Below are 15,308 nucleotides of genomic sequence, written 5' to 3' on the forward strand. Positions count from 1 at the left end.
AAGCCAAGCGTGCTTGAAGTTTCTACTGGGCGAATCGGTCCTCGCGCTACGTTCGTGCAGCCCAAGGTTCGTACCAATTACGGGCGTTCGGCAGTCGCCGGCAACGCCGCGCCGCGTGACGCGCCCCCAGGGGGAGGGGGTGGCCAGGATGACGTCACGACCGGTGCGTGCCACCCTCGTCGTGTGGAAGGTGTCCTGATCCGCCCCGCCCGGCCGGCGGAACTGCCGCTCCGCGACGCGCTGGTCCTGCGGTCGAAGGCGCACTGGACGGGCGGCCGTGCGGAGGACGTTCCGGCCCTGACGCCGAAGCTCACGGTGGCCGACATCACGACCCGGCACGCCACGGTCGCCGAGAGGGGCGGCGACCCCGTCGGCTTCTACACCCTAAACGAGCACGCGGACTACCTCGGGATCGGCCTGTTCTTCGTCGACCGGCCCTTCATCGGCACCGGTGTCGGGCGCCTGCTCTGGGGCGACCTGGTCCGGCGGGCCGCCGCGCAGGGCGCACGCGTGCTCGGCGTCGGCGCGGAGCCCCGCGCCGAGGGCTTCTACCAGCGGATGGGCATGGTCGCCCGGCACGGGTTCGAGCACAACGGCGAGCGCCTGATCTGGATGACGGCCGATGTCGCCGCGATCGTGCACTGACCGGCACGCCGCCGCGCGACGTGACGCGTTCGTCGACACGCCGCGGAGGCGGACCGGCGCGCCCGTGACGGTCCCGCCCCGCTGCCGGGAACGGAAGCGGGGCGGGACCGCTGGATGCGGCCCCACCCCGGGATCGGTCAGCCAGGGCTGATCCGATGCGGACTCACCTCAGGCCGAAGGCCCGGCTGATCCGCTGCGTGACGGTGTCGCCCTTGCTGTCGGCGGCGCTGGTGCGCAGGGTCACGAACTGCGCCTTGGCGGGAGCGTTGAGGTGCGTGCTCCAGCCGGCCGAGGTGCGGGTGAGAGCTGCGTGCTTCCAGGTGGCGCCGTCGTCGTAGGAGATGTCGAGGCGGACCGTTTTGATGGTGTCGGAGCGGGGACCGCCCGCCAGGTGCGAGGGAGTGACGGTGACGGCGGCGCGGCGGTCCGTCCTGCCGGCGCTGTTCATGCCCTTGACCGTGTAGTCGAGCTGGATCAGCGGCAGAACGGCATAGGTGCCGGCGGCGGGCTGCCCGGAGATGAAGCCCCACTCGGTCCTGGTCGTGACCGAGTAGTCGTTCTCCCAGAAGGCGCGGGCGTTCTCCGAGACCAGGCGGTACGGCAGCTTCTCGGAACTGTCCAGGGTGAGGGGGTACCGCGGGCTGCCGAGGGTGTCGGTGGTGGAGTCCCTGAGCAGCAGCGGATCGCCGTCGGGGAGCATCTGGTACATCTTCACGCTGTTGCGGACACCGGTGTTGTTCAGGGTCCTGCCGACGTGCCCCGGTTCGGAGTCGGCCCAGCCCGGGATGACCGCCAGCACCTGGTTGCCCACCCGGACCGGCACGAAGTTGCTGTTCGACCGGGGACGCTGGATCGGCCCGAAGTAGGCCAGGTGCGAGGTCGTGCCGCTCGGGTACCGCTTCACGGAGTCGCTGCTGATCTGCAACTGCTGGTTGATCTGGGCCTCTTCCACCCAGTCCGTGTTGCGCGACACCCAGTCGGTGCGCTCGGCCTGGGCGGGGGTGGGCAGCGGGTTCGATCCGTAGAACGTCTGCCACACCGCGGAACGGGTTTCCAGGGCCCGCGCGGGCCGGTTGCTGCGGAAGGAGACCTGCACCCGGTTGAGGTCACTGATCCGCGGCCGGTAGGTCGGGTCCGCCGGGATCGCGGCCCAGTGCCTGGAGATGTCGTAGAGGTAGTCCGTGGTCGGGCGCGAGGTCACCTTGAGCGCCGTGCTCCGGCTCTTCTTGATCTTGGCGATCAGTTCATTGCCCTCGTCCGCGGTGAGCGAGGCCACCGTCAGGGGAGGCGGGTTCCCGGCCTCGGTGTACGGGTTGTCGAGGTCGTTGTCCCACGGGTTCAGCCGGCCGTCACGGTCGTTGACGATCAGCAGCAGCTTCGCACCGGCCTTGGCGGCGTACTTGGCCTGCTTGGCGGGCCCGACGGCATCGCTGCGCCGGACCACGACGACCTTGCCCGCGGCCTTGAGTCCGACGTATGCGGGGGCGTCGCCCTGCCCGGCGTTGACGGCCGTGTACTGGCCCGTCCCCTTCTTGAGCGGGGTCCGTCCGCGCATGACGATCAGATCGTCGAAGCCGCGCGTGCCGGACGCGACCTTCAGGGCCGGCGCCGTCAGGCGCCAGTCGCCGCCGAACCCGAACGTGCCCGTGGTGACCGGCTTGGTGGGCAGGGCCCAGATGCTGTCGTACTCACTGGCGGGCCAGCGCTGCATCAGAAGCCAGTTCCCGTTGTCGAACCCGCGGTACAGGTCGGTGCGGAGGTCGGCAAGGGTGCTCTCCTGCGGCGTCCGAACGGAGACCGGCTTGGCCTTGGACGCGTCCAGGGACACCGTGGTGTTCTTGCCGACGACGACCTCCGGAGCGGCCAGCATCGCCTTGCCCTTGGAGTGCGACCCGTGAGTGCCCCGGACATCGCTCTCCAGGTTCACGAGGTACTTGCCGGCAGGCACGTCGACCGTGCCGGTGCCCGAGGCGTCCAGGAGCAGCGGGCCCATGGAGACCTTGTCGCTCATCAGGAACACCTCGCCGCCCATCGGGTGCCCGCTGCGGTCCTTGCCCTTGATCGTGAGGGTGAAGCGCGGGGCCTGCACGTAGGCGCCGATCACGGTGTGGGCCAGCGGCGTGCCGGACGCGTCGGAGGCGACGATCCGGCCCGGGGTCGTGGTGTCGGGCTTCACCAGGTCGAAGTTCGTGGTGAGAGTGACCTTGCTGCTGCCGTGAGCGGGGACGGTCACCTGCTGCGCGGAGAGCGAGAAGGCGCCTACTGGGGCACCGGGGACCTGGACGGCCAGGTCGAGGGTGACCGGGGCATCGGCGGTGTTGGTGTAGGTGACCTCCTTCTCGGTCTTTCCGCCGGCCGGCGCCGAGGAGGCGCGGTAGCCGCCGAACACGGTGCCGGTGGCGAACACGGTGCCCTTGACGGCGGCGGCGACGTCGAGCCGGCCGCTGCCGCCCTCGTACGGGGTGTACTGGGGAGTTGCCTTGGTGCTGCTGACCAGGCCGTCCTTGAGCTGCTGACCGGTCCAGTCCGGGTGCACCTGAGCGAGCAGCGCGGCGGCGCCGGCGACGTGCGGCGTGGCCATCGAGGTCCCGCTCAGCGTCTGGTAGTAGCCGCTGCCGTCCTCGGCGTACTGCGAGCGGGCCGCCAGTACATCGACGCCGGGCGCCGTCAGTTCCGGCTTCAGACCGGCATCGCCCTGACGGGGGCCGGTGCTGGAGAACTCGGCGAGGGTGTCCGAGGTGTCGACCGCGCCGACGGACAGCGCGGCGTCCGCGACGCTGGGCGTCGAGACGGTGTGCGGGCCGTCGTTGCCGGCCGCGATGGTGAACAGGGCACCGGTCTCGGCGCTGAGCTCGTCGACGGCCTCACTCAGCGGGTCGTGCCCGTCGGTGGGCCCGGCGCCGAGGCTCATGCTGATGACCTTGGCGTGCTCGTCGCGGGCGGCCCACTCCATACCGGCCAGAACCCAGGAGTCCTGGCCGCTGCCCTCGTTGTCCAGCACCTTGCCGATGTGGAGGCGCGCGCCCGGAGCGACGCCCTTCTCCTTGCCGTCGGAGGCGGCGCCCGTGCCTGCGATGGTCGAGGCGACGTGGGTGCCGTGGCCGTTGCGGTCCTCGACGTCTTGGTCGGGTACGAAGCTCGTGCTCGCGGCCACCTGACCGACCAGGTCGGGGTGCTGTGTGTCGACGCCGGTGTCCAGCACGGCCACATCCACACCCTGGCCGGTGTCACCGCCCGCCCACACCTGCGGCGCGCCGATCTGCGCGGTGGTGTCGGCCAGAGCGGCCTTGACCTTTCCGTCGAGCCAGACCTTCGCGATACCGCCGCGTAGTTGGGGCTTGGCGGCGGAGCTGCGACCGCTCGCCGCCGTGGTGCCACCGGTGAGCGCCTGCCAGAAGTCGCCGGCCTTCGACCGCGACTGGGAGAGCGCCGCCCCCTGGATGCTGCTCAGGGTGAGGGTCTTGGCGGCGCCGGCCGGTACCGCCTGGGTCCGCGCACGGACGGCGGCGTCGGTGTAGGTGACGATCAGGGGCAGGCTGCTGCGCTGGTCGTCGCCGTAACCGTCCGCCAGGAGCCTGGTGACATTGAACAGTTCACGGTCCAGCTTTCCGGCGGCGACGTAACCAAGGGCCGCGTCCGGGTACATGTAGATGTCGTTGCCGACCTTGAAGGTCGTGGCGCCGGTGAGCCGGCCGTCCGCGCCCTGTACGGAACGGGTCACCCTGCCGTGGGCATCGGTGGTCACCGTCACCTTGTCACCGGTGATCAGGGTGACGGTCTGCGAGCCCGGCTGATGTGCCGCGCGGGCAGGCAGCCGCGGAGCGGCCTGGCCGGCGGGTGTCACGGCGGTGGCCGGTATGACCCCCAACGTCAGGGCGGCGATGGCGGCGAGTGCGACGGGGCCCGGTCTGGGTATGGGAATCCTGGGCACAGCTACTCCTCATGGGTACTGAAGAATCAGGCACCTGATGATCGGCCAGGCCGGGTTCGAGATGGCGGTTCCGGGTTGTCACTTCATGGCCATGGCACCTTTGCGCCAGCGTCCGCGGTTCGCAAAGCAGACATCTCCGCGAGGTGCGGGATTCACCGGAGGCTCCGGGCCCGCCGCGGTCACGGCGAGCACCGCCGAGGTCCGGGGCCCGGCCCTGACCGTGCGACGGTGACGACCCCCGGCGTGGTGAAGGCCCCGGCGGCCCGGGATTCACCGGCCGCCGGGATGGTCGACGGGCGGCGCCCGGCGCGGAGACGGCCTCGGCGGGTACCCCGCCCCGGCGTCAAGGCGCAGCGCGATCGCCCGTCGCCTCCCGGCTCCGGGCCAGGGTGTGGGCGCCCGGTTCACGGTTCACAGCTTCGCCGGCGCCGTCAACGCGTGGCTCGACGACCCCTCGCTTCGAGAGGGACGGCCTGGTCGACGTGGCCGCGGCATCCGCCCTGCGGGGTGGCCACCCGGCTACCGGCCTGCCCCCCGACCGGGGGCGTCCGGTCTCGCGGCGTGTCGTGCCCCGCGGCGCGATGAGTTCGCCGGGTGCCGGCGGTCCTCCTCTCGTACGGTGTCCGGCGTCCGGCCGGTCACGGCAAGCGGCCGCCCGACGGGAGACCTTCACGCGATGACCGGCAAGGACGCGATCGTGGACCGGGCCGGGGGCGCCGGGCTGTGGCCTCTGGTCGAGGCCGAACGCGCGGCACTGGCCGCCGATCTGGCGGGACTGGACGACGTGGGGTGGGCGACGTCGTCCCTGTGCGAGGGGCTGTCAGTGCGCGAGGTGCTGGCGCACCTCACCGCGTCCGCGCGTCTCACGCCGGCCCGCTGGATGGCCGGGGTGATCCGCTGCCGCTTCGACTTCGACCGGATGGTCGCCATGCGACTCGCGGAGCAGTTGGGCGCGACCCCGACGGAGACGCTGGAGCGGTTCCGGAGGGCGGTGCCGAGCAGGATCAAGCCCCCGGTGCCCGTGGTGGCCCTGCTCGGTGAGGTGATCGTGCACGGGGAGGACATCCGGCGCCCCCTGGGGCTGCGTCGCGAGCATCCGATCGGGACGCTCACCCACGTCGCCGGCTACTACCAGGGCTCGGACCTGGTGGTGCTCGCCAAGGGGCGTATCGGCGGCCTGCGGCTCGTCGCCGACGACGGCCCCTTCACCAGCGGTTCCGGGGCGCTGGTCTCCGGCCCGACGGTCTCCCTCGTGATGGCCATGACCGGGCGCGCGGCGTACTGCGACGACCTCGCCGGCGACGGGGTCGCGGTCCTGCGCGAGCGCTGCCCGCAGGGGTGAGCGTCCCGCCGCGGGCGTGCGGCCCGCGGCGGGAGCGGGAGTTCAGCTGTGGGAGACGGTGAGGCCGTAGAAGGCGACGCGCGCGCCCCTGGTGGTGCTGTCGGAGGACGACTGGTTGTACGAGCCGGCCTTGAAGTACTGCTTGTACGGGTTGAACGACGACGGGATCGCGTAGTGCGTCGTGCTGCCGTTGACCGTCAGGTCGATGGTGTGGCCGCCCGAGACGCCGATGGTGTACGTCCACGTCTTGCCGACGGACACATGGCCGACGGGGTGCGGCGTCTGGCCGCCCGAGGGCGAGTTCTCCGTGCCGAGCACGATGTCGCCACTGGAGCGGTAGTACAGCTCCAGCAGCGGCTTGGTGGACGAGCCCCCCGAGCCGAGGTGGATCTGACCGACGCAGACGTTGGAGGTCACCGAGACCACGCGCAGGGTCGCGCTCATGCGGTGGGTGCCGCTGAGCGGCCAGTCTGCGGCGCTGCCGCTGCGGTTCATCTCGCGCAGCTCGGAGCGGGCGTAGTCGGAGTTGGGCGTGGTGACGCCCTTCTCCGGCGCCCAGAAGGTCATCGCACCGTCGCGGGTGTCGGTGGAGAAGTACGCGTCCTGGTAGCCGTTCGCCCCCTGGAGCCGGGACGAGGAGATGGTGGTCGGCGAGCCCGGGGAGCCGACCGGCTCCTGGAGCTGCCACACCGAGAGGTCGAAGTTGCCGCCGGGGGCGACCTTGGGGTCGGCGGCGAAGGCAGGGCCGGTGCCGAGGACGACGGTCGCGACGGTCAGGGAGGCGAACAGCGTACGCACGCGCATGGGGGACCTCCTGTCGGATCCGATCGTTCACTTACATGAACGACGTATGTGGACGTGAACGCTTGGCACGTCGAGACGGTAGGGCCGTGGCGTGGCCGCGTCAAGGCCTGTACCCATCGCCGTACCGTCCGGGCCCGGACGGCCGTAGGCTGGTGGCCATCATGTCCGCGGTCGAAGTCGTCCAGCTCCTGGTCTCGCCCGTGCACCGGTACATGGGGCGGCCGTCCGACGGGCCGTCCCCGGCGCACGACGGCGAACTCGTCGTCCGCGCCGAGGTCCGGGCGAACCTCGGCCTCGTGGGGGACCGCTACTACGGCCGTCCCGCCCACCACGACGCCGCGGTCACACTCATGGCCGCGGAGAACCTCCCCGTGGACATCGACCCGGCGATCGATCTCCGCCGGCTGCGCCGCAACGTCCTGCTGCGGGGCGTCGACATCGACGCGCTCGTGGGCGCGACGGTGTCGCTCGACACCGGCGCCGGACCGGTCCTGCTGGCCGTCCGGCGCCCCGCCCGGCCGTGCGCGTGGATGGATGCCGTCATCGGCCCGGGCGCGCAACGCGCCCTGCGCGGCAAGGGCGGTGTGCGGTGCACGCCGCTGACCGACGGCGTGCTCGGCGTCGGGTCCGCCGAGTTCGAGATCGTGGCGCCGTCCGCACCGGGGTGACCGTCCGCGTGCGCCGGGCGGCTGGGACAATCGGAGGGCCGCGGGCACGGGTGCCGCGGACGCCGCCTACGAGGGAGGAAACGCCGTGCCGCCGACGTCGAGGCCGCTGCGCAAGCTGGGCTTCCTGACCATCGGGCTGTTCGACGAGGCGGATCCCCGCCGCGGGCACCAGTCCACACTGGAGATCATCGAACTGGGGGAGCGGCTGGGATTCGACAGCGCCTGGGTACGCCACCGCCACCTCCAGTACGGCATCTCCTCGCCCGTCGCGGTCCTCGCGGCGGCCTCCCAGCGGACCAGCCGCATCGAACTCGGCACCGCTGTCATCCCGCTGGGCTGGGAGAACCCCCTGCGGCTGGCCGAGGACCTGGCCACGGTGGACCTGCTGTCCGGCGGCCGGCTCAACCCGGGTGTGAGCGTGGGCCCGCCGATGCACTACGACGAGGTCAAGCACGCGCTGTACCCCGACACCGCCGACCAGGAGGACTTCGGCTACACCCGCGTGGAACGCCTGCTGGACTTCGTCCGCGGCAAGCCGGCCACCGACTTCAGTGGTGTCGAGGGCATCGAAGTCTTCTCGGACCGGGTCCAGCCGCACTCCCCGGGGCTCGGCCGCCGCATGTGGTACGGCGGCGGGAGCCTGCGGTCGGCCCGGTGGGCCGGTGAGCACGGCATGAACTTCCTGACCAGCAGCGTCGTGAAGGCCGAGGAGCCGGGGCAGGCCGGCGACTTCGCCGCGGTCCAGCTCTCGCACATCCGCGCCTACCGGGACCACCACCCCGACGGTGAGGCTGCCCGCGTCTCGCAGGGGCTGGTCGTCATCCCCACCGACAGTGCCACGGCGGAGCAGCGCGCCAGATACGCGGCCTATGCCGCGGCGCGACTGCCGCGCACGGCCACGCCGCAGGGTCCGGCGGGCCTGATGTTCGCACCGGACCTCGTGGGCAGCGCGGAGGAGATCGCCGAGCGGCTGACGGCGCACGCCGCCTTCCGCGAGGTCGACGAGGTGGCGTTCGCGCTGCCGTTCAGCTTCGGGCACGAGGACTACGTCCAGATCCTCACCGACATCGCCACCCGTCTGGGGCCGGCGCTGGGCCGTCCTTCCGTCGCATGACTTTGCCCGTGGGCGGCCCGGTCCCACCGGGCCGCCCACGGGCGGAAGGGCGCGGCGCCGGTCAGCAGTAGAGGTTGCTGCCCGGGCTGACCCCGAGGATCCCCGTGAACTGCTGGTAGGCGCTCACCCGGCTCTGGACCTGCGCGGGGTTGCGGCCGTCGCATTCCAGGGAGCCGTTGATGGAGCGGATCGTCTGGCCGAAGCCGGCCTGGTTCACCATCGCGTTGTGCGGCGTCATGCTGCCGGGACCGTTCTGGGTGTTCCAGTACCACAGGCCGGTCTTCCAGGCGACGGCCGAGTCCTGCTCGACGCGCCAGGGGTTGCCCAGCAGGTCGATGCCCAGCGCGTCGCCGGCGGCCTTGTAGTTGAAGTTCCAGCTGAGCTGGATCGGGCCGCGGCCGTAGTACGCGGACTGTCCCGCCGGGCAGCCGTAAGGCTGGCCCCAGTCGCAGTAGTGCGAGTAGTTGGCGGTGTTCTGCTCCACCACGTAGACCAGGCCGCCGGTCTCGTGGTTGACATTGGCGAGGAAGGCCGCGGCCTCCTGCTTCTTCACGGTGTCGCTGCCGCTGTTGGCGAAGCCGGGGTACGCCGAGAGGGCCGCGACCAGGCCGCTGTAGGTGTAGAAGGAGTTCCGGCCCGGGAACATCTGGTTGAACTGGGCCTCGCTGACCACGAATCCGGACGGGTTCGTGCCGCCACCGCCGCTCGCGGGGGCGTTCCACTTCTGGTTGGCCCCGCCGGTGCAGGTCCAGATCTGCAGCCGGGTGCCGTTGGCGGAGTTGTTCTCACGGACGTCCAGGCACTTGTTGGCCGCCGGGTTGACGATGTCGTGGGCCGCGGTGACCACCCACTGCTGGTTGGCGCCGCCGGCGCAGTCCCACAACTGGACAGCCGCGCCGTCGGCGGTGCTGCGGTCCACGACGTCCAGGCACTTGCCGAGCGCCCGCAGGGTGCCGTCGCCGGAGTTCGACCAGCGCTGCGCATTGGTCCCGTTGCAGTCGTAGAGCTGCACCGCGGTGCCGTTGGCACTGTTCGCGGCGGCCACGTCGACGCACTTGCCGGCCAGTCCCGAGATCTGGCCGTCGGCCGCGTGGGCGGGCGGCGCGGCCACGAACAGCGCCGAGAGGATCGCGGTGAGAACGGCCGTGACCAGGGAACGTCCCACGGCGGTCCGTCGGAAGGAGAAGCGTCTGGCAAGTCTGGTGGACCAGGACATGGAGGCATCGCTCCTTACACGGCTCGCGGCCGTGACGGTGGGGGAGGGAGCTTGCGGGGGAGGGCGCCGCGGCCGGGCAGGGTCCGGTTACGACGCCCTATCAGGTCTAGACCATGACAGGGTGACGGGGCCACGTCAACCACACGAACGGCGCGGAGTGCACGGGCAGTCGGGCGGCGCCGTAACGCCGAGGGGCGGGCCGGCAGCCCTGTGGCTGCCGGCCCGCCCCTCGGCGGGATCCTTCCGGTCCTGGTCTAGTAGGTGAACCGCTCCAGGCCGTTCGCCCAGGGATTCACGAGGTACGCCGTGCGGTGGGCCGGGTCGAGGAACAGGCCCCGGCGGCCGGTGAAGTCGAAGTTGGACGTGGAGATCGTGGAGCTGACGAGATTGGCGACAGGGTGCCGGGCGAGAACCTTCCCGGTGTCCGGGTCCAGGACGGTGACCTCGCTCAGGGCGTTGTTGTCGTCCGTGGTGGCCTCCTCGTAGAGGTGCGCCACGAGGGCGACTCCGTGCTCGGCGTCGAGGGTCGGCCACATGACGCCCCTCGTACCGAGGTCCGCGGGCGCCGAAGTGGCCAGGGTGGACTGGGAGGCGGAGCGCCAGGTGCTGGTCGGGAACTCGCCGGTGCTGTAGTTGGGCGTGACGGGCCCGGCGGCGACGTACACCTTGTCACCCTTGCCGTCCGGCAGCAGCCCGGCGACGCAGGCGGGCAGCGTGGCCAGGGGCGACACCGTGCGCGCGGTGAGGTCGACCGAGACCGCGTAGTACGGGACGCGCCCGGACAGGCAGGGCCCCATGGTGCCGGAGGTGGCCACGAAGAAGATGCCCGTCGAGGAGTCCACCGAGACATTGCCCAATGCCCGACCCGGCTGGGAGGCGTTGAGCGGCAGCGGGTCGGAGACGCGGCCGGTGGTCATGTCGACCGTCCAGAGGCTGTCGACCCCGGACACCCCGTCGTACGTCACCACGGCCGCCCGGTGCCGGGCCGTGTCGACGGCCCCGCCCATGAAGGAGATCGACGTGGAGTCGCCCTCCGGGTCCAGAACGGTCGTCCGCACCTCGGCGCCGGTGGAGGTGTCCCGCAGGGCGACCTCCGGGATCGTGCCGCCGTCGAAGGGCTGGAAGGCGATCAGGGTGTGGCCCGTCGCACGGTCGGCCCCCACGACCTCGGACATCATGCCCTTGCCGGTGTCGTGTGCCACGACGGTCCCGAGGGTGCCGTCGGTCAGGGAGTACGCGGTCGTGTCCGAGCCGCGCAGGTGGATCCAGCCGTCGTCGCCGTCCGCGAAGTCGTCGGTGGACAGCAGCGCGGTGTCGCCGCTGACCTCGAAGTTCTCCAGGGTGCCCGAGATCGTCTCGCCGTCGAGGTACTGGACGAACGAGGTGGGCGAGGCCTGGCCGACGGGCTCGCCGGCGTGGGTGGCGATGATCCGGACCGGGTACTGCAGCCCGGTCGGCAGGCCGAGCGCCTTCAGGTCCAGCACCGTCTTGCCCTTCACCGAGGGCAGGGGGCGGAACAGCGTGGACGCGTGGTCGACGCCGTTGTCGTCCCGGCCGCTGCCGTTCTGGTTCGTGGCGGTGTTGAGCGCGCCGTACAGGGTCGGCGCCGGGGTCAGGAACTCGATCGCCGCGCCGTCGGCGCCGTCGGTCGAGGAGGCGTCCCAGTGCACGGTCAGCTTGGCGTCGGAACGGGTCAGGTCGGCCGCGTGCGCCTTCTCCGTCGTCCCATGGGTCAGCAGGGGCGCCTCCGGCCGCTGATCGGCGCCGGGGCCGACGCGCAGCGCCCGGAAGTCACCGAAGACCTGGCCGTCGTAGAGCGTGATCCCGACGCCGTACAGACCCGCGCCGCCCGCCGCGAAGGCGGAGGCCGGGATCGTCACCGAACCCTTCGTGCCGGTGAGCGGGGTGCGCCACTGGGCACGCCACTTGTCGCTGGCGGTGAACGGCGTCCAGTGACCGACCGAGGACAGCACCAGCTCCGGGTCCGTGGTGTCGCGCAGACCCGTCAGGTCGTAATGCACGGTGACCGGCTTCCCGAGCGGGCTCGCGCCGGGTGCGGTGGGCGCCTGCGGCTGCAGGTGGGTACCGTCGGTCGCGCTCAGGGTGAGCTTGCGGGAGGCCGAGGCGACGACCTTTGCGCCGTCGAGGGCCTCGAACGTCACCTGGAGACTGCGTGCCTCGGACGACACGAGCGGCAGGCCCGCGGCGCCCAGCAGCTCACGCGGCAGGACCCGCAGGCTCGGACCGGAGGAGGGGATCACCCCGTGCTCGCCGACACGCAGACGGTACGTCAGATCCTTCTGCGCGCCGGTGAGGTCAAGCCCGAAGGTGAGCGGGGCGAACGCGTTCTCGCCGGTCGGCACGTCGCCCCAGCCGCCGGCCGGCCCGGCCAGATCGATGGCGGACGGGTTGGTGGCCTCGACGAACGAGACGCTGGGCGTGACCGACATGACCTGGCGCTGCGCGACGGACAGGCGCACCGCCGACGGGGCGAGATCGTGGCGCTTGGAGAGCACCTTCTCCACGGCGGCGGTGACGTCCAGCTGCGTGCCCATGTGCAGTTCCTGGTCGGCCTGCGGGGGCTGGGCGATCGGGCGTCCGGTGGCGACCAGCAGGTCGCGCACCTTGCCAGGAGTGAGCTTCTGCCCGGTCGCCTCGGCCGCCGCCAGGACGTCGGCCGCCGCGGCGGCGATCATCGGCGCCGACGCCGAGGTGCCGCCGTTGAGCACCACCTGCGGGCCGTCCGAAGTGTGGAACAGCGAGGGCAGGTTGTCGCCCGGTGCGGCCAGGTCGATCCGGGTGCCGAAGCCCGACGAGTAGCCGGCCGAGCCGTTGTAGCGGGTCGTCGGGTAGACGGCGGTGCGGACGTCGTCCGAGCTGAGGGTGTCGTCGACGGTGGTGCCGCCCGCGCCGATCACCCCGGTGTCACGCACCAGCGACGGGGTCGTGGTCGGGGCGACGTCGTCGATGCTGGTCTGCGCGTGCGTGCTCGACGTCAGGTCGGTCGGCGTGCTGCCGCCGTCCGGGCCGACCGACACCGGCAGGCCGAGCCGCGTGCCGTCGTTGGAGGAGACGACCACCACGATGCCCGAGTCCACGATGGAACGCAGTGTGTCCCGGATCGCCGGGTCGTCCTCCAGCCACCGCGACGGGAAGCCGATCGACCCGTCCGTGCCGAAGCCGAGGCTGGCGGTGATCACGGTCGGTCGCGGCTTCTGCGCGGCGGCGGCGCGCAGTGCCGTCGCGATGCCCTCCGCGGAGGGCTCCTCGGGCACGACGAGCCGGTACTGCGCCCCGGGGGCGATGCCCAGGAGGTCGGTGGCGCCGCTCCCGGTGGCCTCCGGGCGCTGCCGGTCGTGGGGCAGCGGCGCCATCATCGAGAAGTCGAGCAGCACTTCGCCGAGGTTGGGGTCCTGGCCCTCGATGGACCCGGTCGGGTCGAGCCGGCCCGCGTTGTCGCTGGTGTACGTCGGGATGAGCGGCAGCGAGGGGTAGTCCAGGTAGCGCTGGCCGTCCTTGACCACGGTGGTGGGACCGTAGCCGGCCACGTAGTCGTCGCCGGCGTCGGCCATGGACTGGTCGGTCAGGTCGCCCAGCGAGACGTTGGTGACGATCTGGCCCGCGCCGGGGAGCGCGTGCAGGAGGTCCGCGGAGTCCTGGAAGGCCCCGACGACGTTCACGCCACCGGAGTTGAGGTAGGACTGGAAGGACGTCGTCAGGCCCTCGTTGGCGGGCAGACTCCCGGCGGCCGCGGGTGCCGCCGCGCGGGCACCGCGGCCGGAGCCGAGGCCGTCGATCGAGGCGAGGACGGTGTCCGGAAGCGTGACGGCACCGGAGTTCATGGTCTGCGGCCGGACCGCCGAGCGGGCTCCCCCGGAGGCGGCCCCCAGGGTGTAGGGCGTCAACGCGGCGGTGTCCGCACGGCGCTGGAGGATCGCGGCGGACGGGGCGAGCCGCTCGCCGAGCCCGGTGCGGCCCCGGGGCTGCGGCACGGGGAAGGCCCGGGTGGTGCCGTCCTTCCGGGTCAGGGTGCCCGTCCCGTCGTCGGACCAGTGCACCACCGATCCGTCGGCGAGGGTGAGGGAGTGCGCGGCCGGGGCTGCATCCCGCGGGGGTACCGGGGTGTCGGGGGCGGCGTGGGCGAGCGGCGTCGCGGTGAGGGTGAGGAGGACGGCGGCGAGCGTCGTCAACCGCGTACGTCTGAGGCGTGAGGACATGCAACGCCCTTCTGGGTGTCTGCAGGGCCAGCTGCGTCTTCGGGACTGGCGGGGTGGTGATCACCTTGACGGTGGCCCGTCAGCGCGGACAAGCTTCCGCGGGCGCGGGTTCGTGCAGTTGCGCAGATGCGCGCCGTGGCGAACCGCAGGCGACGGGCGGGCGACGTGCGGACGATCAGTGGACAAGGGCGGGGCGTACGATCAACCTGCGTTTCCCGATCAGCAGATGGGCAGGCCAGATGGATGTCACCTCAGGCGGCCCGTGGACCGGGACCGGCCTGGACCCGCTCAGCGGCCGCGTCCTGGAGTTCCTGGTGGGCCACCCCGCGGCCGGCGCCGACGCGGTGGCGGAGGCCACCGGCGTACCGGCCGAGGACGCCGAACGCGCCCTGCGGACGCTGGAGGACGAGCTGCTGGCCATCCGCGTCGCCGGCCGCCCGACGCGCTGGCGGGCCGGCCCGCCGCGTTCGTCCCTGGGGTCGCTGCTCGCCCGCAGGCGCAGCGAACTCGCTCAGGCGGAGCTGTACATGGAGCAGCTCCACGAGGTCTACCGATCCGTCTCGGGCCCGCACGCACCGCACCTCGTCGAGGTCCTGGAGCGCGCAGAGGAGGTCGCCGCACGCTACGCCCATCTCCTCAAGGCCAGCCGCCGCGAGGTGCTGCACCTGGCGAAGCCGCCCTATGTGACCGGTACGGAGACCGCCTACGGGGAAGGCCGCGAACGGGCCGCGGGGGAGGCCGCCGTCCACGACGGGGTGCGGATGAGATCCGTCTACGACACCGAGGGCTTCACCGACGAGATGTCCCTGGAGACCGCGCTGCGGGGCACGGCGGGCGGTGGCGAACTCCGGCTCAGCTCCGGCCTCCCCGTCAAACTCGTGGTCTTCGACCGCACCACCGCCCTGCTGCCGGTCGACAGCGACCACCCCTCGGCCGGATCGCTGGTGATCCACGCCCCGGCCATGGTCGCCGTGCTCGTCGCGCTGTTCGAGCGCCTGTGGGAGCGGGCCGTGCCCATGTCGTTGGAGAGCCGCCAGGACTGGCCGGTCCCGCGCCAGGCGCGTGAGGCGGACATCGACGAGCGCACCCGCGAGATCCTGCACCTCATGGCCACCGGAATGAAGGACGACGCCATCGCGCGGGTGCTCGGCGTCAGCCGCCGCACCGTCCAGAAGCACGTGAGCGAGGCCGGTACCGCTCTCGGTGCGCGGACCCGCTTCCAGATCGCCCTGCTGGCCGCGGAGCGCGGCTGGCTGGACCGGCCCCCGGGCCCGCCGGGCGCGGGGGCGGGCCCCGGCGTGGCACCTGCCACGCGGTCCTGAGGCCCCGGCGGCCTCCGGCGGGGCAGGAATCCGTCCGGCGCCGGAAGCG

General features: G+C 72.1%; 9 protein-coding genes. 5 read left to right on the plus strand and 4 right to left on the minus strand.

The window, feature by feature from the left end; genetic code table 11:
• Positions 1-183: 183 nt before the first annotated feature.
• Positions 184-645, plus strand: a complete 462-nt coding sequence (locus tag RV983_RS34355) for a GNAT family N-acetyltransferase (protein ID WP_475989618.1) — start codon at positions 184-186, stop codon at positions 643-645.
• A 163-nt stretch (positions 646-808) separates the two neighbouring features.
• On the opposite strand, the gene RV983_RS34360 is transcribed toward RV983_RS34355, so the two are convergent.
• Positions 809-4,576: a S8 family serine peptidase gene (locus tag RV983_RS34360; RefSeq protein WP_475989619.1), complete on the minus strand. Its 3,768-nt coding sequence runs from the start codon at positions 4,574-4,576 to the stop codon at positions 809-811.
• A gap of 676 nt (positions 4,577-5,252) precedes the next feature.
• On the opposite strand from RV983_RS34360, the gene RV983_RS34365 reads away from it, so the two are divergent.
• On the plus strand, positions 5,253-5,918 hold the full coding sequence (locus RV983_RS34365; RefSeq protein ID WP_475989620.1) for a maleylpyruvate isomerase family mycothiol-dependent enzyme: 666 nt from the start codon (positions 5,253-5,255) through the stop codon (positions 5,916-5,918).
• A 42-nt stretch (positions 5,919-5,960) separates the two neighbouring features.
• Here the strand turns inward: RV983_RS34365 and RV983_RS34370 are convergent, their stop codons facing one another.
• Positions 5,961-6,722, minus strand: coding sequence for a polysaccharide lyase family 7 protein (locus tag RV983_RS34370; protein ID WP_475989621.1), 762 nt, complete (start codon positions 6,720-6,722; stop codon positions 5,961-5,963).
• A gap of 161 nt (positions 6,723-6,883) precedes the next feature.
• Between RV983_RS34370 and RV983_RS34375 the strand changes: the two genes are divergently transcribed.
• Both RV983_RS34375 and RV983_RS34380 read left to right on the plus strand, forming a co-directional pair.
• Positions 6,884-7,390 (plus strand): molybdenum cofactor biosysynthesis protein, encoded by a 507-nt coding sequence (locus RV983_RS34375; protein WP_475989622.1) that lies wholly within the window; start codon positions 6,884-6,886, stop codon positions 7,388-7,390.
• 85 nt (positions 7,391-7,475) lie between these two features.
• On the plus strand, positions 7,476-8,504 hold the full coding sequence (locus tag RV983_RS34380; protein ID WP_475989623.1) for an LLM class flavin-dependent oxidoreductase: 1,029 nt from the start codon (positions 7,476-7,478) through the stop codon (positions 8,502-8,504).
• A 61-nt stretch (positions 8,505-8,565) separates the two neighbouring features.
• Here RV983_RS34380 and RV983_RS34385 read toward each other — a convergent pair whose 3' ends face one another.
• Entirely contained in the window at positions 8,566-9,720 is a 1,155-nt protein-coding gene (locus tag RV983_RS34385) for a lectin (protein WP_475989624.1), read from the minus strand.
• A gap of 254 nt (positions 9,721-9,974) precedes the next feature.
• Positions 9,975-13,937, minus strand: a complete 3,963-nt coding sequence (locus tag RV983_RS34390; RefSeq protein ID WP_475989625.1) for a S8 family serine peptidase — start codon at positions 13,935-13,937, stop codon at positions 9,975-9,977.
• Between the two features lie 239 nt (positions 13,938-14,176).
• Here RV983_RS34390 and RV983_RS34395 point away from each other — a divergent pair, with 239 nt between their 5' ends.
• Positions 14,177-15,259, plus strand: coding sequence for a helix-turn-helix transcriptional regulator (locus RV983_RS34395; protein WP_475989626.1), 1,083 nt, complete (start codon positions 14,177-14,179; stop codon positions 15,257-15,259).
• The last annotated feature ends 49 nt before the right edge of the window (positions 15,260-15,308 follow it).

This window comes from Streptomyces sp. RLA123 (assembly GCF_056270165.1).

Coding starts and splice junctions, on each gene's coding strand:
- RV983_RS34365 (WP_475989620.1), top strand. CDS start 5,253: ATGACCGGCAAGGACGCGATCGTGGACCGGGCCGGGGGCGCCGGGCTG.
- RV983_RS34370 (WP_475989621.1), bottom strand. CDS start 6,722: ATGCGCGTGCGTACGCTGTTCGCCTCCCTGACCGTCGCGACCGTCGTC.
- RV983_RS34375 (WP_475989622.1), top strand. CDS start 6,884: ATGTCCGCGGTCGAAGTCGTCCAGCTCCTGGTCTCGCCCGTGCACCGG.
- RV983_RS34385 (WP_475989624.1), bottom strand. CDS start 9,720: ATGTCCTGGTCCACCAGACTTGCCAGACGCTTCTCCTTCCGACGGACC.
- RV983_RS34390 (WP_475989625.1), bottom strand. CDS start 13,937: ATGTCCTCACGCCTCAGACGTACGCGGTTGACGACGCTCGCCGCCGTC.
- RV983_RS34395 (WP_475989626.1), top strand. CDS start 14,177: ATGGATGTCACCTCAGGCGGCCCGTGGACCGGGACCGGCCTGGACCCG.